Genomic DNA, 25,334 nt, shown 5'->3' with positions numbered 1-25,334 from the left:
CTCGCTCTCCCATTCACCGCGTCGTACTTCCGAGCATGCTTAAGCAAAACTCACATTAATTATGAAGTTTATATCAGTGATGTACGGCTCTGGATTCCTAAAACAAGGAAATATACCTATCCAGATGTGATGATTGTCCGAGATAAGCCGATTTATACTGACACCACAAAAATGACGATTACTAATCCGAACAAAAACCCCTACCGAGATGGCAGGGGTCAAGTTTTTTAATTACAACTATTTTTTATTGCAACAAGCCTTTCGACTTGAGTTAGCCCAAAAAATTAACCGTTGATGGCAGGAGCCTGAAGCGCCACAGGAGCCTCAGTACCAGCAGCCAAATCAAGCGGGAAGTTGTGAGCGTTACGCTCGTGCATTACTTCAAAACCGAGGTTTGCACGGTTTAGGATGTCAGCCCAAGTGTTGATTACACGACCTTGACTATCCAAAACAGATTGATTGAAGTTGAAACCATTGAGGTTGAACGCCATGGTGGAAATACCAAGCGCTGTAAACCAAATACCAACGACAGGCCATGCGCCGAGCAAGAAGTGCAAGGAGCGGCTGTTGTTGAAAGATGCATATTGGAAGATCAAACGACCGAAGTAGCCGTGCGCTGCAACGATGTTGTAAGTCTCTTCTTCTTGACCGAACTTGTAACCATAGTTCTGAGACTCAGTCTCAGTGGTTTCACGAACGAGAGAAGATGTTACTAGAGAACCGTGCATTGCGGAGAACAAAGAACCACCAAATACACCAGCTACTCCCAACATGTGGAAGGGGTGCATCAAGATGTTGTGCTCAGCTTGGAATACGATCATGAAGTTGAACGTACCAGAGATACCCAAGGGCATACCGTCAGAGAAAGAACCCTGACCGATGGGGTAGATCAAAAATACGGAAGTTGCAGCAATGACAGGGGCACTGTAGGCCACACAGATCCAAGGGCGCATGCCTAAACGGAAAGACAATTCCCACTGACGACCCATCCAGCAATAGACACCGATGAGGAAGTGGAAAATAACGAGTTGGTAAGGACCACCGTTGTACAACCACTCATCTAGGGATGCTGCTTCCCAGATAGGGTAAAAGTGAAGACCAATGGCATTGGAAGAAGGCACAACTGCACCGGAGATGATGTTGTTGCCAGAAAGCAAAGAACCTGCCACAGGCTCGCGGATGCCGTCAATATCAACAGCTGGAGCTGCGATAAATGCAATGATGAAGCAGATAGTTGCGGAGAGAAGGCAAGGAATCATTAAGACACCAAACCAACCCACATAAATGCGGTTGTCAGTGCTAGTGATCCATTGACAAAACTTCTCCCATAAAGACGCATTACCGCGCTTATTTAGAGTAGTAGTCATGGTTACTTATGATTTCAATAAGGTTTCTAAGGGTCGTTCTAGTAAGCCAGAACTTTTTTGTATTTACGCAACATCTTATGTACTGTTTCTAGGACTTAAAAAGCATCTTTACTTTTCTTGCTGAAGTTTTTCTTTTCTTTACTAAAAATCCTTGAATTGCTTAGTTTAGAGGCGTTTTCGCAAAATATCTAAAAAATAAAAATCTTTTCACTTTTATGATTGTGAAGTTTTGCAAATTAGATGGCGGGGAGGCTAATTTATGATTTTGGAAGGTATTTAAGAATATTAAGTTAATATTAAGCTGGCTTTTGTTTTGATACTAAAGTGGCGATTTGCTGGAAAAAGTAAGGGCTTATTTTCGATTGGAAAGATGGCTAGAGTTTGGTTTCTAGTCGCGCAGCATTTGATATGTAATGGTGCAATCAAGGGTGAAGAGAAGTAAGCTTAGTAGGCTGATAAAAATAAGGATTAGGATGGGATTGTGAGGGAGGTAATGGCTAGTTCGTTATGGATGTAATGGCTGTGTGGGGCGATCGCCGCGAGAGAGTGTTCTTCCGGGGTGGATAGGGTCCGACTTGCCAAAAAATATTCTCGAATCGAGATGGATTTGCGGTTGCTGGGATAACTGTCATGTTTAAGATTGTGTTCTTTTTCCTACTGGCTTGCCTGTAGCTTGAATTTTTTTCGCCAATCTGTGCGGAGGCGATCGCCTTGGGTTTGTAAGAAAACAGAGTAAAAAAGTTTTCCATGCGACAACACAAATCTCCATAATTTTTCCTATTTTTTAGCGAACAAGCCGGCTAATGTCTCCTCTCCTTCAAAATTATTCGGATCAAGATCAATTTCAGTTTTCCATTGTGATACCGCTGGGCGATCGCCTCACCGATTTAGAAAAATGCATCGCCTCGATCTGCCAACAGCAACACCAAGGACAAACAGAGATTTTATTGTTAGATGATGCTAGTCAGACTTTTAATCTCCAAGATCTAGAGCTTATTTTTGAGCAATATAGCGTCTATTTAAACCCAGAAAAATATACGATTCACTATATTCGTCATCCCCAATGTTTGGGGGAATATGCCAACCTTAATTGGGGTTTAAAGTGTGCTAATAGTCCTTGGATATATTTTGTATGTGATGATAATCTATTGCTCGAAAACACCTTACTATGGTTTGAAGAAATTATTGAAAAACAACCCAGTCTAGATTTGATTAGTGGTGCTTTTTATACGATTAATAAAACCGATGAAATTCTTGAAAAATCCGAGTTTTTGGCTAATAGTGGCTTGGTCGATCAAGGGTTTTTAAACCGATTTCTTGCCGAAAATCCATTACAATCTATCGCAACGATTTATCATAAACGTCTCTTTAAAAAAATTGGCTATTTTAATTTAGATTTAGGCAAGCTGGCAGACTGGGAATTCTACCGCCGTGTGACGAAAATTCGTGGATTGAACTGGTATTATTTGCCGCAATATATTGGTGCTTACCGTCAGGAGCCGATGTTAAAATCCCCGCTTGCAACAATCAATGTTTCGGATAAAGCTGTTTGGCAAGTGCTTAAATTATCACAGAAATATTTTTCACCAGTAGAGCAAAGAATTTCTCGGAAAAGTCGCTATTGGCAATGTTTCGGTGCGGTGGATGGGTATTTTATTGCGGGGCAAATTGATCAAGCCATTTCGATTTGTTTGGGGTTGGTCGACTTTTCTGGGCTTGGCGATCGCCTGTGGCTGGAGGTATTAAATCAATACGACTTTAAGTACAAACAACAAATTTACGAATTGATGCTTATCTTGACAAAACAGGTTGCTGAGGCGAGCTGATAGTTTAGCTAAATTTAGCTTTCTAAACGTTTTTGCCAGTCGGCATCAATGGCGGCTTGTTTGTCTAAGGTTTGGTCGAGTAGATCGCGGTCTGTGCCGTAGGCGATGTCTGCTTCACCGATGATTTTTTGGCTGGCAAATTGCTGGGCATATTTGAGTTTCTTTTGGATTGGTGGATAGCCTTCAGCGAGGACAGCGGCGGTTGCTTTACGTTGGCTATTGCGAGCGTCGAGTTTGCTATTGCGGCGTTGAATCCAAAAATAACGCACTAGGGGAATCGTCAAAAAGGCGATCGCATAAACGATCAAAGCCGGATAAAGGGCACTGACTAAACCGATAAAACCACCCATTTGTGCCACCATGACCGAATCTTGGAGCATGGAACCCAAGACTAGGGCGAGGACAAAATTAATGCCGCCTAAACCCATCGCCAAGAATTTTTGGTTGACGGGGGCAAGGGTAAATGTCCAACGGTTTTCTTCGAGATAGTCTGGCACAAATTGTTTACGACGTTCTTGGGCTTTGACCTGTAGCTCTGGGAAATAATAAATCAGTTCACCTTCGGGAGAGACTTCGGGGTAGCCGTTAAAGCGTGCCATTACCGCCATCATGTGGTTTTCTTCGGCAATGGCATCGAGGTCATCGAAATAGGGGGCAATTTGCTCGGCAACGACTGCACCATCGTTGTTTTGGATAATTTGGCCAATATTTTGCCAGCGACGTTCTTCGAGGTTGGGGTTCGGATTGCCGTCGCCAAAGAGGAACGAAAAGACTGACTCCAAAAAGTTCATGTCCGAGCTTTGGCTACTATTTCCCACTGTGCCTACGGAATATTGCGGCGATCGCCCATAGCCACGACGGTAATAGCCGGGGGTAAACATGCGGAATAAATCAGGCCCCCACCAAATGAGCCAGGTTGTGGGAATGCCACCGCCACGGGAGCGGGAGTTGTTGTTATCGTCACGATTGTTGGCTGCAAAAATGAGCACTAATATGGCGATCGTTATCAGGGCGATCGATGCGACTAACGCCACGCCAAAGGAAATGCGAATGAGATAAAAAACAACTTGCCAAGTTTTATCGAGCCAAGCTTTGAGGCGGAGTTTGGCGGATTTGCTCGTGAGAATTGACCGAAAATTTGACGGAAACTCGTAGACAATGTCGCCTGTTTCCGCCACTTGGAGTGTGCCGCCAGCTTCAGAAGCAAGGCCTGCTAGTTGATTTTGGGCAAGCTGTACGCTGAGTCCAGCCTGACTGGCAACTTCCCCGACTGTGGCGCGATATTGCAGTTTTTCAACTGCTTTCATTAATTGGGGTGAAAAGCTCATAAATTCTCGTCTTTTGTCACGAAATACCGAACTGGTCTTATCTCCAGTATAAAATTTGAGTTAGGTTCTGGGGAATTTTGCCATGATTGTTACAGGTCTCATTATTACGGCAGTGGCGATCGCCATTGGAATCGCCATAAATCGCATCATTGCCGCAGACCAGAGTTGGTTTTTTAAACTACGCCGTCCGGACTGGCTAACCTTCGAGCAAATTATCCCGATTGTCTGGATTTCGATTTTTATTTGCGGCATCATTTCCGCCACCTATGTGTGGGCCGCAGATCCCCATGGCTTTCGGACATGGCTACTCCTCGCGGGTTACGCCATCCTCGAAATTTCGATTATTTCCTACACCCAAGTCATGAGCAAAATGCAAAGCGTTACCGTTGGCGTTGTCATCGGCGGTGTGGGGTTTGTCATCGGTTTAATTTTGTCGCTTTTTGTATTTCCAGTGTCACGTCTGAGTTTTGCTTTACTTGTGCCCTATTTGCTGTGGAGTCCCTTTGGCACTTATATCACTTTGGAAATGATGTGGCTCAACCCCGGTAAGCGCTAATGTTGAGCGGCTACAAGAACGGGCGATCGCCCCATTGTGAGCAAATATTTCATCCGTTTTATCCCGTTGTAGGCTGATCTATAATTTCCCAATGGAAAATTTGACTATTACTAGACCGGACGACTGGCACCTGCATTTACGAGACGGCGACGCACTAAAAGCAGTTTTACCCCACACCGCGAAACAGTTCGCTAGGGCGATTGTGATGCCAAACCTCAAGCCACCCGTCCGCACCGTGGCCGAAGCAGCGGCCTACCGCGATCGCATCCTCGCTGCCATTCCAGTAGGGGAAAAATTTGAGCCATTAATGACCCTCTACCTCACAGACAACACGACACCTGCAGACATTATTGCGGCGAAGGATTCCCAATTTGTTAAAGCCGTTAAATATTACCCAGCCGGCGCAACGACCAACTCCGACTCAGGTCTCACGGATATCCGGAACGGCGATCGCGTGTTTGCCGCCATGGAAGCAGTCGATTTACCCCTATTGCTCCATGGCGAAGTGACCCACCAAGAAATAGATGTTTTCGACCGCGAAAAAGTTTTTATTCAAAGATATTTGATGCCCCTCAAGGAACGATTTCCAAAACTACGCATCGTGCTGGAACACATCACGACCGAAGATGCCGTGAAATTTGTTTTATCTACCGACGAGAAGGTCGCCGCCACCATCACTCCCCAGCACCTACTCCTAAACCGCAACAGTATTTTTCAAGGGGGAATTCGACCTCACTATTACTGTTTGCCTATCCTCAAACGAGAAACCCACCGCCAAGCACTCATCGAAGCGGCAACTTCTGGTAATCCTAAATTTTTCCTCGGCACCGACAGTGCTCCCCATGCCCGCGATCGCAAAGAAACCTCCTGTGGCTGTGCCGGTTGCTACTCGGCGCTGCATGCCCTCGAACTTTATGCGGAGGCCTTTGAAAGTGTAAATGCCCTCGATAAACTAGAAGCCTTTGCCAGTTTCCATGGCGCAGACTTTTATCAATTGCCGCGTAATACTGAGAAAATCACCTTAACTAAAAAAACTTGGCGTATCCCTGACGAGTTGCCCTTTCCCGACTCGGCATTAGTGCCTCTCCGAGCTGGGGAAGAAATGACTTGGCAAATGGTTTGATTGGTTGAACATTAGCCAAAAAATAAGCTCAGCGTCACGGAAAAAGCCGATCATATGCTGAGCTGAAAAGAATATTCGGTTGTCTCTTTATTTGGCAAAAACCATGGAAAATGACAATCGAATTTTTCTACTTATAGAATTTTTTACTTATAAAAGTCGCCGTGGGAAGGAACAGTTTCATAAATTTTTTCTTTGATTTGATGCGTCTCAACATGGTGCTGGAGCTGTAGTTCCGGCAAAATAGGTGAAAACGGCTGATGTAGACTAATCATTTGTGCCAAGGTCTTTTTCAGGTCTGTGCGGGACACAATGGCATCTACGAAACCATGTTCTAGTAAATATTCTGAGGTTTGGAAATTATCGGGAAGTTTTTCGCGGAGGGTCTGCTCAATCACACGTCTTCCGGCAAAACCGATCGCCGCCTGAGGTTCTGCCAAAATTAAGTCGCCCAACATCGCAAAACTTGCGGTGACTCCGCCCATGGTTGGGTGAGTGAGAATGGGAATATAAAGTAATTTCTGCGCGCGATGGCGTTCTAGTGCGCCAGAGATTTTTGCCATCTGCATCAGGCTGAGCATCCCTTCTTGCATTCGTGCCCCACCGGAAGCACACAGAATAACAACGGGTACACCTTCGGCTGTGCCATGTTCGACAAGGCGACAGATTTTTTCGCCGACAACGGATCCCATGCTGCCGCCCATAAAGCCAAAATCCATAATGGCGAGGGCAAGGGGTAAACCGTCGATGAGACCTGTGCCTGTGACAACGGCATCGCTAAGGCCTGTTTTTTCTTGGTAGTCTTTGAGGCGATCGCTGTAGGCTTTTTTATCGCGAAACTTTAAGGGATCAGTGGGCACGACATTGGCGTTCAGTTCTTGCCATGTGTCACTGTCGATGAGCTGATGGATACGATCACGGCTACTGACACGGTTGTGAAACCCACATTCTTTACAGACCATTTGATTGTTAATCAGGTCTTTCGTGTAGGTGAGCACGTCACAGGCTTTGCATTTCGTCCAGAGCCCATCCGCAATTTCGCGCTCTTGCTGGGGGTGGAGGGCTGTTTCATTGTTCTGGCGATTTGCCGCAAACCAATCAAAAAGAGACATAAGCGATAGTGACGGAACGTTAAAGAATTAAACCTGTTAGTCGTCTTCTGGGGGGCTGAGGAGCAAACGGGCTGTCCATTGATCTTGCGATCGCACTTGCAGCGCTGCTTGGCTACCTTGTCCGCAGTAGATTCCTAGTCCGATGCTAAGGACACGATTTGGGATGCTATGGGACTCTAGCAGTTGACCCATAAATTCGGCTTCCCAACGGGCTTTTGTGGTTCTAATTGTAATCCAAGTCACAGTTTAGAAAAAGTCAATGGTTATGGTAAAAGGTTGGGGCGATCGCCATTTTTGTGGTGTGGTATGGCGATCGCCCCGGTTTGGAGGCTGCCATTATCGGGCAAAGTTCCTTGACAATAGCACCGAAAAATTACGGTTTGCTAATCCGTTTATGCCTTGTAACATCTTCTATAATGGGCGGGTTTGTTGAGATTGGAGAGAAAAATATGTCCTTGCCCCACAAGCAGATCGGCGTTGCGGTTATTCGGAATGCAGCGGGGGAAATTTTAATTGATCGTCGGTTAGATCGAGGCGACATGGCTGGTTTGTGGGAGTTTCCCGGCGGCAAAATCGAAGCGGATGAAACGGTTGAAGCTTGTATTGCCCGTGAGATTAAAGAAGAAATAGCCCTAGATGTGAAAGTCGGCGATCGCCTGATTTTGATTGAGCATGAATATCCCAAATTTAAAGTATCGCTCCATGTCCATTGGTGCGACTATCTTGGTGGCGAACCCAAGGCCATCGAGTGCCAAGAGATTAAATGGGTCAAGCCGCAAAATCTGGGAGCCTATGAATTTCCTGAGGCTAATCAAGCCATTATTGATCTGATTCATAAAAGCTAATTTTTTTTCTAAAACCTGTGGGAACTCCGGCTAAATTCCCACGTCAAAATGGATATCTGGTGTGAGGAATCACCGGAAAACGCTTAGGGTCGAAACAAGGACAGACACCTAGGCGTTTTTCTTTGGATATGTGTGATCTAAATTTGCTGCGTGACAACATTTAGATACGCAACTTGTCATTACATGATCAACTGCCATTCCAGTAGAACCGCAACGGGAATATCGATAGTGACAGGATTGTCGAGGGGTAAGTTTAGCTGAACCGAGTCGCTTGTTGGTAAAAGTGGCAAAATTTCGCTCAGGTCAAATTGTCCAATATTCTTTGCCGGAGCCTCTGCGGCAAACTGATCTGGTGCTGTAAGGAGGCGATCGCCCTCCATGATTTTCAACTCCGCAGGATGTCGAAATACCGCCTGCTCAGGATAGCCAGATAGCCGTAAATCCACCTGCTCCACCACACCATCTTTGACGCGCTTAAACAAAATTACCTGCCAAGTTTGCCCCTGATCATCCCGAATAGATTGACGCGATTGGTACAACATTTGCCCCGGCTTTTCTTCCTGTTGCCGAATACTTCCATAGCTCGGTGCAGCCCAAACTAAACTACTACAAAAAAGTAAAATAATTAGACTTAAATTCAATAAAACTCTTTTAAAAAATAACGAGCATTTCATTGTTTATAACTCACTACTGATACTTTCTAAGGTGGGCATTAAAACGGAATACATACCACGCAAATCCCCAACTTTAAAGTCATAGGCAAGATCGTCGAGATATTTTGCTTTGATAAAATTAGGACGATCATTTTTAGCTCCGTGGCAAGCTAGACAGCTACTTTCAACATTAATGCGTCGGTAGTAATGTAAGCCATCCTGAGCGGTTTGGCTGAAACTTAAAAGTTCGGGGTCTTGTTCAAATTTGGCGATCGCCATCGTCTCTCGCAAAGTTTGAGGAGCATGGTCTAAATTACGATATTTTTTAGCAACTTGCTTTACTTGCCAACCATTATCCACACCGAGTTTTTTTGCCTGCATTCCCACAGGTTTACAGACCTCTCGCATCGTTTCTGGCGTAATGTCGCTACCCGGTTCAAGGGTACTAGCCAAACCCGAACGCATGGCATCCAACTCCTCAATCGCCTGCACCGCATAGCCAAACTCTGGTGGATTAACCGCCGCTAAAACGATATCAGGTTTGATCAAAATCAGGGCGATCGCCACAAAACCAGCACAAAACCCCCTCCATAATTTCCCATAACACATATTTAGATTCTCCTAATTATTTTGCAGCACATCTCTGCGTCACCAAATCACAGCGATCAAAGGAAAAAAAAATCCCTACCGTGCCATAGGGATTTTCAATTGTGAGATTGTCAACGAGAGAAAAATAGATAGATATTAGCCGCTAATACTCGGTGCTTGGAAAGCAACCGGAATTGATTCACCAGCCGCTAAATCAAGAGGGAAATTATGCACATTTCGTTCATGCATACTTTCAATGCCAAGATTCGCTCGGTTAATAATATCAGCCCAAGTATGAATGACTTTTCCTTGGGAATCTAGCAGCGATTGATTGAAGTTAAAACCATTTAGATTAAAGGCAAAACAAGCCACCGCTAAAGACGCAAACCAAATACCAATCACTGGCCAAGCCGCAAGAAAAAAGTGTAAAGCACGACTATTATTAAATGAGGCATATTGGAAGATCAATCGACCAAAATAACCATGGGCAGCAACAATATTATAAGTTTCTTCTTCTTGACCAAACTTATAGCCATAATTTTGAGATTCAATCTCTGTCGTTTCACGGATCAAAGATGACGTAACAAGGGAACCATGCATTGCCGAGAATAGCGCTCCACCAAATACGCCAATAACGCCAATCATATGAAAAGGATGCATTAGAACATTATGTTCTGCCTGCAATACAAGCATGAAATTAAAGGTTCCCGAAATGCCTAAAGGCATACCGTCAGAGAAAGAACCTTGACCAATGGAATACACCATTAAAACCGCGGTTGCAGCAGCGACAGGAGCCGAAAAAGCCACAGCAATCCAAGGGCGCATACCAAGGCGATAGGACAATTCCCATTCACGACCCATGTAGCAAAAAATGCCGATAATGAAGTGGAAAATAATCAGTTGGTAAGGGCCGCCATTATAGAGCCATTCGGCTAGAGATGTGGCATCCCAGATAGGATAAAAATGTAGGCCAATGGCATTGGAGCTAGGTACAACTGAGGCTGAAATGATGTTGTTGCCATAGAGCAGAGAACCGGAGACTGGCTCTCGAATTCCGTCAATATCAACGGGGGGAGCCGCAATAAATGCAAGGATAAAACAAGTCGTTGCGGTCAATAGAGTTGGAATCATTAGTACGCCGAACCAGCCAAGGTAAAAGCGATTTTTGGTACTAGTTACCCAACGGCAAAATTTCTCCCAAAGAGAGATATTTGTTCCTGAATTTAGAACTGTAGTCATAATTACTATTGTCCAGTTTCAAGTACTGGGATCAAGCTGTTTTCATGTAAGCTTAATCACTTTTTTACTATAAACAATATTTTCTATAATTGACAACTTTTCTGGGACTTTTTAGTGATTATTTTGTCTTTTTTTAATGAATTATTTGAGGTTTTAATTATTTTACTTGGGGTAACTTACTGGCACTAGAGGAAAGTTTTTATTTGTGTTTTTTTACATCGAACATTTTTTTTCGTTAAATTTTTTTCTTGTCCAAAAAAGTTGGTTTTCTCAGCATATCTAGAGGCAATAAAAAACGACTTAATTGCCTTGATATTTGGGAGGTTAAAATCTCTATTTCTTCAGGGTTGACGATGGTTTTTATCAAGATATTTGGCGGGGCGATCGCCCCGTGGAATCAGGCTGGATGGGTTGATCTGGCGATCGCCTAAAAAAAATCTCACCCAAACTTAAAAAGCTAGGTGAGAGTGGAGTTGTCTATGAGAGTTGAGAGGAAAACTTGTAATTAAAATTGGTAAAGGGTTAGCTCGTCGGCGGCATCACGACTTTTTTCGCAAGACCGAGGCGACGCAATAACCAAATGGACCACCATGTCATGTCGATTTCGTACCAACGCCAGCCTGCTTTGGCGACATGGGGATGGGCGTGGTGATTATTGTGCCAACCTTCGCCATAGGTGAAAATAGCTGCCCACCAGAGGTTACGGGAATTGTCGGCGACCTCAAAACGGCGATCGCCCCACACATGGGTAGCCGAATTAATCAGCCATGTACTATGCCAAAGCAGTACGGCTCGCACGAAAATACCATAGATTACCCAAGACCAACCGCCGAGAAAATAGAGCAATAATCCTAGGGGAATTTGTAGTAAGAGAAAATTGCGATTTAGCCAGCGATAATAGCCTTGACGCACGAGATCTGGAGCGTATTTTTTGTAACGTTCGTACTCAAAGAAATCAGGATTTGGGTATAGCATCCAAAGCATATGGCTCCACCAAAAACCTCGTTTTGCCGAATAGGGATCTTGGGTTTCATCTTCTGTATGGGCATGGTGCAAACGATGTCCCGCAACCCAGAAAATAGGCCCTCCTTGTAAGGCTAAAGTGCCAATAAAAGCAATAATATATTCAAGCCATTTGGGCACTTGTAAACTGCGGTGACTAAGAAGACGATGGTAGCCGAGGCAAATGCCAATACTGCCAAATAACCAATGTAGAAAAATGGCGACACCAAGGCCAGACCAAGAAAAAAACCATGGGGCTAATAAGGCAATGCCATGGACTACGGCAAAGAATAATGCGGAGACCCAATCTAATCGGGCTTTTGTGGTGATTTGAGGTGAAATATTGGTCATTAAATTACAAATTTTATCATCAAAAAATTAGCAAGGAATTAGTAAGAAATCAGTAATTCCCTAGGTATCGATGGGGCTATTTTAGATTGCTTTCGAAAAGGTTTGTTGGCGATCGCCTTTGCCTTGGAGATAGGGATCAAAGGCCGCCGCAATATTACGAATTAACAAACGTCCACGGGGAGTCACCTCAATCCCATCACCCCAGCGACAAATCAAACCATCAGCTTCAAGACTATCAAGAATGGGTAAAACATCAGCAAAATAATCATTAAAATCAAGGTCAAAACCCAAATGGTATTTTTCCTCTAAATCCGATGCCGATAGTTGAAACTCACACATTAATTCCATAATTACTGTCCGGCGAATCAGATCATCTCGGCTGAGTTGAAAGCCTTTGGCAATGGGTAATTGGTCGGCATCTATTGCCTGATAAAAATCCTTGAGACGCTTGTGATTTTGTAGATAAACGTCCTGCACCATACTGATGGAGGTCATACCAAAACTGAGCAAATCTGATTCTGGTTGGGTTGTATAGCCCTGAAAATTACGGTGTAATGTCCCTGCTTGTTGGGCGATCGCCAATTCGTCATCCGGTTTTGCAAAGTGATCCATGCCGATAAACCCATAGCCATTCTGGGTCAATTGCTCGATGGTCATTTTGAAGATATCGAGTTTTTCCGCAGTGCTGGGCATGGCCGCTTGGGGCATCTGTTTTTGCACAGGTTTAATCCAAGGCACATAGGCAAAATTGAAAACAGCAACGCGATCTGGATCGAGTTCAATTGTTTTTTGAATCGTTTCTTTAAATGTCTCCAAAGTTTGGAAAGGTAAACCGTAAATCAAGTCCACATTTACACTTTCAAAACCCGCTTCGCGAATCCAACCCATCACGTCAAAAAGCATTTTTTCCGGTTGAATACGGTTAATGGCTGCTTGAACTTTCGGATTAAAATCCTGAATACCAAAGCTAATGCGATTAAAGCCTAATTTTCTCAGAAATAAAATATATTCCCGATCTACATAACAGGGATTTACTTCAATGGAAACCTCAGCATTATCCGCCAGCTTAAAATGTTGATTTAGGGTATTCCAAAGATATTCAACTTGCTCTAAATTTAGATAATTTGGTGTGCCGCCTCCCCAATGGAATTGTTTGACGTGGCGATCAGGATGTACCAGTGCTGCGATTTGCTCAATATTGCGGGTTAGGGCCTCTAAATAGCGGGGAACAAAACTTTTATTCTGGGTAATGATGGTATTGCAACCGCAGAAATAACAGGGTGTTTCGCAAAAGGGAATGTGGCAATACAGCGATAGGGGCGTTTGTTTGTGGTTACCGATGGCGATCGCCGCCCGAAAAGCATCAAGATCAAAATCAGCAGTCAGCTCAGTCGCCGGCGGATAACTTGTATAGCGTGGTACAGCTTGGTTATATTTTTGGATTAAATCCCGATCAAACTTGACCGATTGAGATAAATGTTTCATGGCAAAACAGGGCGGAGGCCACCTAGGAGCCTCCACTCCAAAAAGGACAATTTACAAGAAATTTTTTAGAATGTTTTAGGGATTATTCCGCAGTAGCGAGGGCAACCGTTTGGGCATGGGGACAGCGGGCTTCGGTACTGCCGGGACGATCTTGGCGAGTCAATAGATCAAAGGTATGCTCCCCAATGGCCGCTTTCACCTCTGGCTCTAGGTCATGCATCACCGCGCGGTTGAGGGCAAAGGCATGGTTGGCTTCGGCAACGATACGCTCAATGGTGGCAGCATCTAAGGGCAAAGAATCTAAGGTTTCACGGTAATTGGTTTTAAATTGGCGGCGATCGCCCGGTGTCGGCAAACTATCAAAAGTGAACATGGCAGTACCCAAATCCTCAGGCAATCTCAAAGCACCACGCACAATCGATTTAAGCGCTTGTCCACCAGAGAGATCCCCCAGATAGCGGGTATAAGCATGGGCAATGAGCAAAATAGGATCATTTGTGGCAAGCTCTTGCAACCGTAAAACATAGGTCAGAGCACTGCGGGTGGGTTTAATCTTTTCATCCCAATTTTTACCATAGAAAAACTCTAAATCAGCAGCAATTTTTGCAGTGCGATTCAACTCAGGACAATAAATTTTTCCCAGTACCGGATCAGCTTGATACGTTAATAAAGCATCCTCTAACGTGCCGTAAATAAAATAAAGATTTGCCAATAGTTTACGAAATGGCACACGCTCAACAATGCCTTTTAAAAAACATTTCATATAGGCTGTATTTTCGGCAAGGGTGTGAGATTGCTTGGTTCCTTCGCGCAGTTCTTGGGATAAAGTGTTCATTTTTATAAAGTCCTAGCTCAATAAAGTATTCAACAGAGAATTAACCGCAAAAAAAAGTCCTATGACCCGACGTTAATGGACTTCGCCACGGGTCGCTTCCGCATCAATCGGCTTCAAGAAATAGAGGCGCAATAAGCAAACAATAATGGTCACAATCGATGGGATTTTTAGGATGAATTTCATCAGCGGCGGGCGATCGCCCATCATGATCTCAGCAATTTTTTCATTAGCTTCCGAGCACTGTTCGAGGAGGGGGAAGAATTTTGGGTTGTCAGTATCCATAATTTCAGCAAAAGCTCGCGCAGAGGTTTCATTGGTATTGCGAATCACGTCAATGTTGTATTGCTGGGCATCCAGACCAATCGCTTCATAAAAATCAGCCCGCTCAAACACCGTCATCGTATGGGTTGCAAAAACGGTCAGCAGGAAAAAACGTCCCCATAGCCGCCCTTGCCAGGTGTCCCACATTTTCGGCTGCGATCGCAGCAACGCCTTAAAAAAGTCACCATGGCGATTTTCGTCTTGACACCAATTTTCAAAGTAATTGAACAAAGGATAAAGATTGTGTTCAGGGTGCTTTTCGAGGTGACGAAAAACGAGAATGTAGCGCCAATAGCCGATTTTTTCTGAGAGATAAACGGAATAAATCACCCACTCCGGCGGAAAGAAAGTATAGGTACGTTTTTTAGTGAGATAACCCAAATCAAGGGACAACCCAAAATCCACCATGGCTTTATTAATAAATCCGGCGTGGCGGGCTTCGTCACGAGCTAGTAAGCCAAAGGCTTCGGCTAACACTGGACTCCGACCTTTTAATTTACGGGATAGTTCTTTAAACAATAAAAAGCCGGAAAATTCTGAGGTGCAAGACCGCTCTAAAAAATCAATAAAAGCAGCACGCGTTTTGTCGTCAAGGTGCTCAATGGAGCCATCAAAATTCTCATCCCGCACAAAATGATGGCGATTATAATCTGCACGCAGCTCATCTAAAGCCGCAGCAATTTCGTTATCCTGCAGATCCAATACCATATTGGCGATCGCCTCAAAATCCGTCGTGTAGAAACGAGGCGTTAGGAGCGTTTCTTGGACAGGCGCTTTAATACCCGGCCGTAACATCGGCGTATCCGAGGGAGAAAATGCTGTAACCATATCGATAAAAGCCCGTAAAAAAGTATGAAAAAATTGCATTTCGTAAAGCCCATCATTCCCAATATCCACGGGACTGACAAGATGGTTTCTAGAGCCGCCCCATAGTTACCGCAAAGGAAAAAATAGGGCGCAGACTAGGGTCTAGCTTGCTATAAAGAAATGCTAAAGGTTTAAAAATAATGGGGGAAAAGCTATTTTTTATGACTGATAACGAAGTTTGTTTTGATCCGTCCTATCGCTGTCCTATCCAATTTGTTGTGGATTTACTCGGCAATAAATGGTCAATTTTAGTCCTACGGGAATTATTTAAAGGCCCACGCCGTACCAACGAATTCCTTAAGGCGCTCCCCGGCATTAGCACCAAAACCTTGACCGTTCGACTGCGGGCTCTCGAAGCCCATGGTTTAGTGAAACGGGTCGTGTTTCCTGAAATTCCGCCACGGGTTGAATATTCCCTCACGCCTAAAGGTTTAGAGTTTCGTCCGGCTCTGATGGCAATGCACGAACTGGGAACCCAATGGCTCGACCAAAAGCCCTGCGTATGTCCCCTCGACATGGATGGGCAAACACCGCCCAATACGGGCGCGGGTTAATGTGAGCTTGGGTTGACAATGAATAGTCATCATCAGCAAAATTAGTTGGGGTTTAACGTGTTAAACCCTGACAGAATAAAGCTTTAAGGTCTATTAGATGTCCTAGCTTTGATGATTTGAAATATAGAAAAAAACCTTTAGGAACAAGGGACATTAACCTTGTTTCCATCAAAACTATCTGTTTTGGGCAATATCTCTGTGTCGCCAGCTTTTTCCCTTTGGCCTCTCAACATTTCAAGGGTTATTGATAGTCGTTTCGCATAAATTTTAGAGTGCTCCATAGCCAAGGCTAGCAAGATTAGTACAAAAGTCTTGGGATTCAATAATTAACGTCAGTTATGGATAAGAATGTAGCCAAAATTCTTTAGAGAAAAGGAGACATGGAGAGGGAGAGACACGGGGAAGCAACGAAAATTTGCATTTTTTGAAAGCTAGTAGGATTGTTTGCATAGAAACATCTCCCGATCTCTCGCTCTCCCATTCACCGCGTCGTACTTCCGAGCATGCTTAAGCAAAACTCACGTTAATTAGGGATGTTTCAATAGGTTTCGTTTACTTCGTGAGAATTTTACAAATCTCTGACTGTGTCGTCCTAAATTTATGGGCTTTGACTATATTTTTTCCCTAGAAAAGGTATCCGCAGGGATTTCAATCGGTTGCGCCGTTTCGTGATAACTCACCCTCAGCACCTGCCAAAGGAGAAACTGTCTAATTGCTTATGGGAAATATCTATATCCTGAACTCCGGCTGGTTGGGGTGTTCGGCATAGGCGGGCTAGGGTAAGGGCTGGTCGCTGATCTATGGGTAGGGGAACAAGGTGTGCATGTCCAATCAATGTCCCCTGCACGGAATGGGGTAGCGGAGCGTCTTTGGGACTCTGGGTCAAGTTTGGGGCAGTGATCTGACAAGTATTCGCAGTTTTTTAATTTAAAACTATTGGCATTTAGGGCAAATCAGGGAAAAGGGGAATATTAATCGGGTGCGATTTTGTTTTGCTGGTTTACTGTTGTTTTGGTCTGGGATAATCCTCCAAAATGGTCTAGGTCAAAGCTTTTGATTGATTTGTTTGGTGGCGATCGCCTGCCCCGGAGGACCGCCTCACTAGGCTTTAGGAAAATTTTTCGCTAGAGTAAGTAAAAATACGGGCTTCTTTATTGACTTATATTAGCAAGAAGAGTATATTCTTCCTTGTCTAGTAATAGGAAAGATTCTCATTATTAAAGTCGTATAGGGTGTCTGCCCTAGGGGTCTGTATTATGCAAAGGCTTGGTGAACTTGTGGCAACGGCGGGAATAGTGGCTGTGCCGCTATTGGTTTTTTCGGTAGTGGCGATCGCCCTGGTGATCGAGCGCATGATTTTTTGGTATCGCGTTAATAAACGGCAAACGAAGGTCGCGAAGGATGTTTTAAGGGATTATCGCCATGATCCGGGGTTAGCAAAACAGCGACTCAAGCGTTATCTTCATCTGCCCTTAGCGCGCATTTTTTTGGCGGCGATCGCCCTAGATGATGCGGAACCCGATGAGTTGGAATTAGCCATTAGTGGTGCAATTCAAGCAGAAATCCCCGTCATTAAAAGATTTAGTAATATTTTCGATACGATTATTGCCCTAGCGCCGCTATTGGGTCTATTGGGAACCGTCTTGGGTTTGATTCAATCCTTTGGCTCCATTGATCTCGGCAGCATTGGCGGTGCTGAAAGTGCAGGGGTGACATCGGGTATCAGTGAGGCGTTAACTTCGACGGCCTTTGGGTTGGTTGTGGCTGTATTTACTTTATTTTTTGCGAATATTTGTCGGGGGTTTTATGTGCGGCAGATTGCTCTCTTTCAGGAATACACAGCGGAGTTGGAGCTAGTCCATCGCCGTTATCATCGCCGCACATTAAGGGATGTCGAGCCAGATCAAGTGGGGGCAGACTATGCGACGTTACACCATTAATGAGCCGGATTTGCCTCCCCAAATTAATATTGTGCCGATGATCGATATTATTTTTGCGATTTTGACTTTTTTTATTATGTCAACGCTATTTTTGGGCAGATTTGAGGCATTGAGTGTCAATCTTCCTAAGGCGCAAACGTCCCAACCCCAGGAGTCTGTAAAGGCGACGGTCACGCTGGATGCGGCGGGTCAGGTGTATCTCAACAAAGAATTAGTGGCGATGGATGGGTTTCAGGATGAAATTGTTGCCCTTGCTGAAGTGCATCCCAATTTGGTTGTGGTGCTTAATGCTGATGGACAGGTGACCCATGACAAAGTGATTGCCATCATCGACCAAGTGCGTCAGGTGGAAGGGGCAAGGTTGGCGATCGCCACTAAGCGCCAGTAGGTCATGTCTCGTTTTTCGGTTTAAAGTCAACTATTTTTGAGTATCTATTCAGCAGCCATGAACACATCCGATCTCCTCGAACAGCAGCGACAACGGGATATTAAGCTGCTCAAAATTTTACTGATTAATAGTGCGATCGCCTCCACTGTGTTGCATGGTTGGGTGATGAGTTCGCCCGTCTCGTTTTTCCGCAATATACTCACCGTTGACAGGACTCCAAAAACTTCAGAAATAGAAGAGTTGGAGTTTGTCATTACCGATGTACCAGAGGAAGAAATTGCGCCAGAGGAAGATCGTTTCGAGCCAGAATCCCAAGCGGTTGTCCAAAATTCCCCGTCCGATGTCATCCCCCAAACCACGGCGATCGCCGCGATACCAGAAAAAAATCTCACACCTAAATATGCCCCAACGCCGCAATCAAAAGCGTCTGACTTCGATAATGACGAAGCAGTTGATCCCGCCGCTGCCACAACAACTGGCGATGAAAATGGAGATTTAGAAGCCGGACAAACATCAGGGCAAATGGCCTTTGGTGTAATGGGTCAAGCCGGTGAAGATGACGGTATGGGCTTCGGTCAAGCAACCTCCGGAAATGATCAAACCGACGGCGATCCGAGCGGCACAACCGATGGCATTGGCAGTGGTATCGAGGGGGAAACCAAACCCGGCAATACTTCAACAACAACTGCACCAGCAGCGAAGCCGAATCCGAAAAAAGCTCCGGAATTGACCTGCCTGAGCTGTCCAAAACCTGATTACCAAGGCACAGAAACCGCTGCAAAAGTGGATATGAACATTCGTCCTGACGGCACGGTGGAAGTGCGGCTGCGCCAGTCTAGCGGTGATCCAGCGGTAGATCGACAAACCTTAAAAACGTTGAGCCAATGGCGTTTTGCTCCAGATACTGTGCCGGATAATGGTGTGCGGCGCAATGTGCAGGTGACCTATGAAGAGCAAGGTTCAAAATTTCAGCGGCAAAATGAAATTCGCCGACAACAACAGCAAAATAATCCGCCAGTCGCGCCCAAGCCGGCCCCCGTTGCAAAACCCGTTGTTACTGAGCCGCCGAGCATAAATACGACTGGGGCAACGACTGCTGCTCCCCCATCAACGCCTGAGATTTCTGGGCGATCGCCGTCATCGACACCACCATCCCAGCCAGCCAAGCCACCGGAAACTCCCCCTCAGAATGTCGTAGCCCCAGCCACACAACCCATACCGGCAACAGCACCAGCGCCAGCGCCCATGCCAACTCCAGCACCTCAAGTCACAGCACCAACCCCGTCACCTGTGGCTGCCCCCACGCCTGCACCAGCGCCAAAACCCGCCCCTGTGGCTGCCCCCACGCCTGCGCCAGCGCCAAAACCTGCCCCTGTGGCTGCCCCTACACCTGCGCCAGCGCCAGCACCAGCAGCTGCACCAGCACCTGTTTCTACATCACCGGAGAATTAATCATGTTAAAAACCTATTTTGCCCGGGGCGATCCTACCAGTTCGTAAAATTCTAGTTTTTATCATTTTTTTTGCTGCCAATACTGCCATTCCTTGGTCAAGAACATTGGCAAAGAAAAAGGACAAGCGCCAACTTGCCCTCCTATATCGACATTCACATCGATAGTTTTTATGTTACGTAGCGATTTTGAATCTTGACAATCCCTCGCAATTTTTTTTGATGATTCGCCAGAGGTCGGTGCAAATTAAATTGTTTTTCGAGGCGATCGCCCTTGGATTTCAGACATAGCGATGGCCATAAAAATTATCGAGACATTTATTTCTTTTTTTATAGCTATTTTTTATTCCTATGGTGATTAGTCTTCGGGGCTTTTCCCAGCGTTTTTCGCAAAATCGTAGTGTTACGGTGTTGTGTTTGATGCTCGGTTTGGTCTTTTTCTCTAGCATATTGGCTTTATGCCAAGGGGCTGTTCCACTCAGTACTGGGCAGCTCTGGCAGGCTTTGCAACATCAGGGGGATCCCCTATACCAAACGATTATTTGGGATTTACGGTTGCCGCGCATTGTCGTTGCCTTAGTTGTCGGTGCGGCGCTGGGTCTATCGGGGGCTTTGCTTCAGGGGCTTCTGCGTAATGGTCTCGCTGATCCGTTTATTCTCGGCATTTCGGCTGGGGCGGGTTTGGTGGCGATCGCCTTTATTACCCTCAATGTTTTTGCCGCTTGGATCCCGCTGGGAGCATGGCTGGGCGCTCTAATGACAGCGGTGGTGGTCTACTGCTTGGGTTATGTCGGCGGCAGCTTAGCCGTAGATCGTCTGGTCTTAGCGGGTGTTGCGGTGAGTTCGCTGTTTGGCGCGATTCAAACCACCTTATTACTCATGGCGGATGATGGGCGCATTCAGGCTGCTTTAAATTGGCTTGTCGGCAGTTTAAATGGTCGCGGCTGGAGCGATATTCAGATGGTTGCCCCCTATGTCGGAGTTGCGCTGCTGGTGGGTTGCTTGTTAGGTCGCCCTTTAAATTTGCTCAATCTCGGTGATGATATGGCAGTCGGTTTAGGGATTTCCCTGACCCGCTCCCGCATCATTATCGGCATGACGGCCAGTTTGCTGGCGGCTAGTGCGGTCAGTATTGCGGGGCTAATCGGTTTCGTCGGATTAGTGGTTCCCCACGGCATTCGGTTGTTGGTCGGCTCGGATTATCGTTGGGTGTTGCCCCTATCGACCCTGGCGGGGGCTTGGATGTTGGTGTTGGCGGATTTGCTGTCGCGGTCTGGCACGGTGGAGTTGCCTGTCGGGGCGGTGACGGCTTTACTCGGCTCGCCTTTGTTTATCTTTTTGCTTTATCGTCGGGGTTTGGGAGGTCGTCTATGAGCACTTCAAAAACTTCACCGGAGGCGATCGCCCCCTTGTCCGACCCCCAGCAACGTCCCATACTCGCGGCGAGAAATCTCACGGGTGGCTACAACAAAAAGCCCATTGTGCAGGACATTAATCTCACCGTGCAGCAGGGGGAATGGCTCACTTTAGTGGGAGCAAATGGTTCCGGCAAATCGACATTATTGCGCTTGTTGTGCCGTATTTTGCAACCCCAATCAGGAGTCATTCATCTTGATGGGAAAGCGATTCACCGGCGATCGCCACGCGAAGTTGCCAAAGAGCTCGCCATTTTGCCCCAACAGTCAGCAGTTCCTACGGGATTAACCGTGCGTCAGTTGGTCGGTTTAGGGCGATCGCCCCACCAAGATTGGTGGCAATGGGAGCTAAACTCAGCCGATCAAGCACAAATTAGCTGGGCATTAGAACAAACCAATTTGTCTGACTACGGCGATCGCCCCATCACTGAGCTATCGGGCGGCGAACGGCAACGGGCTTTTCTCGCCTTAGCCCTCGCCCAAGATCCGAAGATTTTGGTATTGGACGAGCCGACCACATTCCTTGATGTGCACTATCAGCTAGAACTTTTAGAACTTCTCAAAACGTTAAACCATGACCAAAACCTCACTGTCATTACCGTGCTCCACGAGCTAAATCTTGCCACCCGTTATAGCGATCGCATCGCCATGATTCGGCAAGGAAAACTTTTTGCCCTCGGTGCACCTGCCGCCGTGGTCACGCCCGAAAATCTCCGTCTCGGCTTCGGTGTAGAAGCAGTGCCCATCAATACCCCTGTGGGTTTGCAGGTCTGTATTCTCTCCCCCGCCTAGGATTAGCGCCAACTAATCTGATTTATTTTCGTTTTCCATTCAACAGAGTTCTTGCAAAAAGTCACTAAACGCTAAATCAATCTCCTTCCTTGGGGAAGGTGCCGAAGGCGGAAGGGATTCTTGCGGTTGCGCCAATCAGCCGCCGAAAACTCGCCCCGAACCTCTCCTAAAAGGAGCTTGAAAGACTGGTGCAAAGGACTAGTTCATTCGACATTCACATTTACAAAATCATGAAATCTTTTTACTCTCGACTCTCCTTGAGCCTCCTTTGTGGTGTACCCATTGTTGCTACGGTTAATGGGGCGATCGCCTCTCCCACCTCTCTGATTGCCCAAGCAGAAAAACGACAAACCGTTACTGCCGTTAGCTTTGAACCTTGGGACGGCGGCTATGAAATTGTCCTAGAGACCAGCGACGGCGAACCCCTGAATATCGATGCCAGCAAATTTCAGCGGGACGGCAATGATTTCATTACCACGATCGAAAATGCCACCCTTGCCTTAGAAACCACAGATAGTTTCGTCGCCGCTAATCCCACCCCAGATATTGCCGAAGTGAGCGTTATCCAGCTTACCAACGATAGCCTCCAAGTGCGCGTCATGGGTATCGATGCGCCCCCCACCACTGAAGTGTCCATCCGGTCTAGCTTTTTAGCCTATGTGCTAAATCCCAGTGATTTGATCATTGCCGACCAAGAGATCACCATTCTCGGCACGCGATCGCCCCGTCCCGTTTCCCTCACACCCAACTCCGTTACCGTTATTGATCGCGATGATATCGACCGCACCTTAAGCCAAGATTTACGAGATTTGACCCGCTATGAACCGAATGTTTCCATCGGTAACGATCGCCGCTACGGCCTCCAAGATGTCCGCATTCGAGGCCTCGGCGGTAACCGTGTGCTGCTGCTCACCGACGGTATCCGCCTACCGACCCAATTTGAATTTGGGACACCCTCCCTCGGTCGAAACTACGTCGATATTGAAAGTCTGCAACAAGTAGAAATCGGTCGTGGCCCCGCCTCTTCCTTATTTGGTAGTGATGCCCTCGGCGGTGTCGTGAATTTTCGGACAATTGAACCAAGGGATCTGCTGAACGATAAACCCGATCAAGACTGGGTCACACGTCTCACCACCAATATTGACAGCGTTGATAAAGGGTGGCTCAATGCCGGAGTTACGGCTTTCCGAGCCGATAACGTTGAGTTTTTATTGGGCTATACCCGCCGCGATGCCTTTGAAGCAAGGGTTCCGGGAGATAATGATTTTGTCGATGATCTTTATACCAATACCAATAATTTCCTTGGCAAAATCAATTTCAACATTAATGAAACCTCAACCCTAGCCTTTACCACCGAAATTTTTGATAGCGATACTAACTACCAAGTCGCGCCCATTATTGCCGCAAACTTAATTGGACCACGGGGCTTTGTGGGCAATGACGAACGCACAGAAACGCAATTTTCCCGTAATCGCTATAGCCTTGCTTATCGCTATAACAGCGAAACGACAGAGGGTTTTCTTGATGCAGCCCAGCTTCAGGTGTATTACCAAGACTCCGGTACCGATGAGTTTCGCTTTCAAGATTTCGTCAGTCCTCTGACTGGCGATCGCCGCACCCGAAACTTAGACAATCGTTTTACCGATGAAATTTTAGGAGCCGATGTACAACTGCAAAGTAGCTTTAACATCGGTAGCGCTGCGAATATTTTGACCTACGGCTTTGATATCTCAAATACCCGGAACGAACGAGTGCGAGACGGTGTAGAACAGATATTTGATGCCGCCGGTAATCTAACTAGCAGCTCCAACCGAGTGGGAGCCGATAATTTTCCCGTTAAGGATTTTCCCGACGCAGAGACCCTACGGTTTGGAATTTTTCTTCAAAACGAGTTAGCACTATCCGATACTTTTACACTGTTGCCGGGGATTCGCTACGACAGTTACAACCTTGATGTCACCTCCGACGAGCTATTTGAAAACAATAGCCCTGAGGCACAAGCCGCTGATTTTAACGATTCGTCTCTCTCACCGAATCTCGGTTTTCTGTGGGAAGCAACGCCCAATGTTGCCCTTGTCGGTCGTTATGCGCGAGGTTTTAGATCGCCGCTCTATAGTGAAATCAATGCGGGTTTTACCAACTTAACAAGTCCCTTTTTCCGGTATCAAACCCTCTCAAACCCTAATCTCAAGCCAGAAACGAGCGACACCTTTGAGCTCGGTATTCGCAGTGCATTTGAGCGGGGAAACTTTAGTCTGACGGGTTTTTATAGTAAATACAATGATTTCATTGAAACCTTTGCGAGCGCTGGCACAAGATTTATCGGTGGTGCTCCAGTCTTTTTATTCCAGTCACAAAATATCAATGATGCCCGTACCTACGGCTTAGAGCTGGCGGGAGAATATCGCTTTAGTGATGAAGACCATGGGTTCAGTGTTTTAGGTAGTTTGGGCTGGACTGTGGGGGATGATCTAGATGCAGATCAACCCCTTGAAAGTGTCGATCCGATTAAGGCGGTGCTTGGGTTGCGCTATCGCGGTAAAGATGATCGTTGGGGGACAGAGCTGGTCACTACTTTTGTGGGCAAACCTCGTCTGCGCGATGATCGCCCGGTGGGTTCCTATAGTCCTGATGCCTATACTGTGGTGGATTTATTAGGCTATTACAACATCACGGAAGACCTAAAGCTAAATCTCGGTATTTTTAATTTGTTTAATACGGAGTATTTCCAATATTCCGATGTGCAACCGCTATTGAATTCCCCAGAACCGGAAGACATTAGTCGTTTTGCGCAGCCCGGCATCAGTTTACGGGCAGGGTTGAGCTGGCAGTTTTAGGATTTCGCGATTTTAAATTATTTACTTTTTCACCCATTGATTTGCTTAGGAGATATTTTTAATGGCTACTCAATTTCGTCACATTATGCTCATGGTTAAGGATGTTGCCGGAGCTGTGAAATTTTACAAAGAAGGTCTCGGTTTACCCGTCAAGGTCGAAACGCCGGGCTGGGCAGAAATCGAGGCAGATGGGGCAACGATCGCCTTTCATGGTGCGAATGAAGCTCCAGAAACGGGTAGTTCGCCCATCTTGAGTTTTACGGTTGATGATGTGCATCAGGCGATCGCCGATCTAGAAGCTCTTGGTGGCAACCTCGAAGGGCGAGTGCGGGAACCCTCTTTCGGGAAAGTTGCAGCAGTGCGCAGTCCCCAAGGACATTTGGTGAGTTTGCTCGAACCCACCCCTAAAGCTGCCGAATAATTATTGATTTTGCTAGCTGAATATAACGACTGAAACACATTCT

Annotated in this window: 25 protein-coding genes and 1 pseudogene; 15 read left to right on the top strand and 11 right to left on the bottom strand. The window is 46.1% G+C overall.

The window, feature by feature from the left end:
- Positions 1–231: pseudogene (locus NIES208_RS19235) on the top strand (hypothetical protein); the annotation flags it as partial.
- Between the two features lie 53 nt (positions 232–284).
- Here NIES208_RS19235 and psbA (NIES208_RS13440) read toward each other — a convergent pair.
- On the bottom strand, positions 285–1,367 hold the full coding sequence (gene psbA, locus NIES208_RS13440; RefSeq protein WP_075893499.1) for a photosystem II q(b) protein: 1,083 nt from the start codon (positions 1,365–1,367) through the stop codon (positions 285–287).
- Between the two features lie 803 nt (positions 1,368–2,170).
- Between psbA (NIES208_RS13440) and NIES208_RS13435 the strand changes: the two genes are divergently transcribed.
- Positions 2,171–3,193 (top strand): glycosyltransferase, encoded by a 1,023-nt coding sequence (locus NIES208_RS13435; RefSeq protein WP_075893498.1) that lies wholly within the window; start codon positions 2,171–2,173, stop codon positions 3,191–3,193.
- Between the two features lie 14 nt (positions 3,194–3,207).
- On the opposite strand, the gene NIES208_RS13430 is transcribed toward NIES208_RS13435, so the two are convergent.
- Positions 3,208–4,521 carry a hypothetical protein gene (locus NIES208_RS13430; protein WP_075893497.1) on the bottom strand — a complete coding sequence of 438 codons (1,314 nt, stop codon included), beginning with the start codon at positions 4,519–4,521 and terminating at the stop codon, positions 3,208–3,210.
- An 82-nt stretch (positions 4,522–4,603) separates the two neighbouring features.
- Between NIES208_RS13430 and NIES208_RS13425 the strand changes: the two genes are divergently transcribed.
- Positions 4,604–5,077, top strand: coding sequence for a TspO/MBR family protein (locus NIES208_RS13425; protein WP_075893496.1), 474 nt, complete (start codon positions 4,604–4,606; stop codon positions 5,075–5,077).
- Between the two features lie 91 nt (positions 5,078–5,168).
- Positions 5,169–6,200, top strand: a complete 1,032-nt coding sequence (pyrC, locus tag NIES208_RS13420) for a dihydroorotase (RefSeq protein ID WP_075893495.1) — start codon at positions 5,169–5,171, stop codon at positions 6,198–6,200.
- Positions 6,201–6,343: 143 nt separating this feature from the next.
- Here pyrC and accD read toward each other — a convergent pair whose 3' ends face one another.
- Both accD and NIES208_RS13410 read right to left on the bottom strand, forming a co-directional pair.
- The gene (gene accD / locus NIES208_RS13415) at positions 6,344–7,309 is read right to left on the bottom strand and encodes an acetyl-CoA carboxylase, carboxyltransferase subunit beta (RefSeq protein ID WP_075893494.1); all 966 of its coding nucleotides are present in this window, start codon (positions 7,307–7,309) and stop codon (positions 6,344–6,346) included.
- 36 nt (positions 7,310–7,345) lie between these two features.
- A complete protein-coding gene (locus NIES208_RS13410; protein ID WP_075893493.1) occupies positions 7,346–7,552 on the bottom strand; it encodes a hypothetical protein in 207 nt (68 codons plus the stop codon).
- 16 nt (positions 7,553–7,568) lie between these two features.
- Between NIES208_RS13410 and NIES208_RS19040 the strand changes: the two genes are divergently transcribed.
- Positions 7,569–7,742 (top strand): hypothetical protein, encoded by a 174-nt coding sequence (locus tag NIES208_RS19040; protein WP_171971773.1) that lies wholly within the window; start codon positions 7,569–7,571, stop codon positions 7,740–7,742.
- A gap of 16 nt (positions 7,743–7,758) precedes the next feature.
- Positions 7,759–8,154: an 8-oxo-dGTP diphosphatase MutT gene (gene mutT, locus NIES208_RS13405; RefSeq protein WP_075893502.1), complete on the top strand. Its 396-nt coding sequence runs from the start codon at positions 7,759–7,761 to the stop codon at positions 8,152–8,154.
- A 179-nt stretch (positions 8,155–8,333) separates the two neighbouring features.
- On the opposite strand, the gene NIES208_RS13400 is transcribed toward mutT, so the two are convergent.
- From NIES208_RS13400 to psbA (NIES208_RS13390), 3 genes are all read right to left on the bottom strand, one after another.
- A complete protein-coding gene (locus NIES208_RS13400; protein ID WP_225875311.1) occupies positions 8,334–8,795 on the bottom strand; it encodes a DUF3122 domain-containing protein in 462 nt (153 codons plus the stop codon).
- A gap of 36 nt (positions 8,796–8,831) precedes the next feature.
- On the bottom strand, positions 8,832–9,416 hold the full coding sequence (locus NIES208_RS13395; RefSeq protein ID WP_075893491.1) for a Tll0287-like domain-containing protein: 585 nt from the start codon (positions 9,414–9,416) through the stop codon (positions 8,832–8,834).
- A gap of 135 nt (positions 9,417–9,551) precedes the next feature.
- Positions 9,552–10,634, bottom strand: a complete 1,083-nt coding sequence (psbA, locus tag NIES208_RS13390) for a photosystem II q(b) protein (RefSeq protein WP_075893490.1) — start codon at positions 10,632–10,634, stop codon at positions 9,552–9,554.
- Between the two features lie 248 nt (positions 10,635–10,882).
- On the opposite strand from psbA (NIES208_RS13390), the gene NIES208_RS18655 reads away from it, so the two are divergent.
- Complete coding sequence (locus NIES208_RS18655; protein ID WP_139325065.1) at positions 10,883–11,065, top strand: hypothetical protein; 183 nt, start codon at positions 10,883–10,885, stop codon at positions 11,063–11,065.
- A gap of 91 nt (positions 11,066–11,156) precedes the next feature.
- On the opposite strand, the gene NIES208_RS13385 is transcribed toward NIES208_RS18655, so the two are convergent.
- The 4 genes from NIES208_RS13385 to acsF all read right to left on the bottom strand — a co-directional run bounded on the left by NIES208_RS13385 (position 11,157) and on the right by acsF (position 15,456).
- A complete protein-coding gene (locus NIES208_RS13385) occupies positions 11,157–11,987 on the bottom strand; it encodes an acyl-CoA desaturase (protein WP_075893489.1) in 831 nt (276 codons plus the stop codon).
- Between the two features lie 81 nt (positions 11,988–12,068).
- Positions 12,069–13,472: an oxygen-independent coproporphyrinogen III oxidase gene (gene hemN, locus NIES208_RS13380; RefSeq protein WP_075893488.1), complete on the bottom strand. Its 1,404-nt coding sequence runs from the start codon at positions 13,470–13,472 to the stop codon at positions 12,069–12,071.
- Between the two features lie 82 nt (positions 13,473–13,554).
- Entirely contained in the window at positions 13,555–14,307 is a 753-nt protein-coding gene (locus NIES208_RS13375; protein WP_075893487.1) for a biliverdin-producing heme oxygenase, read from the bottom strand.
- Between the two features lie 72 nt (positions 14,308–14,379).
- Positions 14,380–15,456 carry a magnesium-protoporphyrin IX monomethyl ester (oxidative) cyclase gene (gene acsF, locus NIES208_RS13370; protein WP_075893501.1) on the bottom strand — a complete coding sequence of 359 codons (1,077 nt, stop codon included), beginning with the start codon at positions 15,454–15,456 and terminating at the stop codon, positions 14,380–14,382.
- 200 nt (positions 15,457–15,656) lie between these two features.
- Here acsF and NIES208_RS13365 point away from each other — a divergent pair, with 200 nt between their 5' ends.
- The 8 genes from NIES208_RS13365 (at position 15,657) to NIES208_RS13330 (ending at position 25,291) form a co-directional block, all read left to right on the top strand.
- Positions 15,657–16,049: a winged helix-turn-helix transcriptional regulator gene (locus NIES208_RS13365; RefSeq protein WP_139325064.1), complete on the top strand. Its 393-nt coding sequence runs from the start codon at positions 15,657–15,659 to the stop codon at positions 16,047–16,049.
- Positions 16,050–17,305: 1,256 nt separating this feature from the next.
- On the top strand, positions 17,306–17,989 hold the full coding sequence (locus tag NIES208_RS13360) for a MotA/TolQ/ExbB proton channel family protein (protein ID WP_075893485.1): 684 nt from the start codon (positions 17,306–17,308) through the stop codon (positions 17,987–17,989).
- Positions 17,970–18,377, top strand: a complete 408-nt coding sequence (locus NIES208_RS13355) for an ExbD/TolR family protein (RefSeq protein WP_075893484.1) — start codon at positions 17,970–17,972, stop codon at positions 18,375–18,377. The genes NIES208_RS13360 and NIES208_RS13355 overlap by 20 nt, the downstream gene beginning before the upstream one ends.
- A gap of 57 nt (positions 18,378–18,434) precedes the next feature.
- A complete protein-coding gene (locus NIES208_RS13350; RefSeq protein ID WP_075893483.1) occupies positions 18,435–19,829 on the top strand; it encodes an energy transducer TonB family protein in 1,395 nt (464 codons plus the stop codon).
- Between the two features lie 348 nt (positions 19,830–20,177).
- The gene (locus NIES208_RS13345; protein ID WP_075893482.1) at positions 20,178–21,200 is read left to right on the top strand and encodes a FecCD family ABC transporter permease; all 1,023 of its coding nucleotides are present in this window, start codon (positions 20,178–20,180) and stop codon (positions 21,198–21,200) included.
- Entirely contained in the window at positions 21,197–22,033 is an 837-nt protein-coding gene (locus NIES208_RS13340) for an ABC transporter ATP-binding protein (protein ID WP_084176636.1), read from the top strand. The genes NIES208_RS13345 and NIES208_RS13340 overlap by 4 nt, the downstream gene beginning before the upstream one ends.
- Positions 22,034–22,263: 230 nt before the next feature.
- On the top strand, positions 22,264–24,870 hold the full coding sequence (locus NIES208_RS13335) for a TonB-dependent hemoglobin/transferrin/lactoferrin family receptor (RefSeq protein WP_075893481.1): 2,607 nt from the start codon (positions 22,264–22,266) through the stop codon (positions 24,868–24,870).
- A 61-nt stretch (positions 24,871–24,931) separates the two neighbouring features.
- Positions 24,932–25,291: a VOC family protein gene (locus tag NIES208_RS13330; RefSeq protein ID WP_075893480.1), complete on the top strand. Its 360-nt coding sequence runs from the start codon at positions 24,932–24,934 to the stop codon at positions 25,289–25,291.
- Positions 25,292–25,334 lie beyond the last annotated feature (43 nt).

The organism is [Limnothrix rosea] IAM M-220 (assembly GCF_001904615.1).
Lineage (GTDB): Bacteria > Cyanobacteriota > Cyanobacteriia > Cyanobacteriales > MRBY01 > MRBY01.
This window is presented reverse-complemented; position numbering and strand designations above follow the sequence as displayed.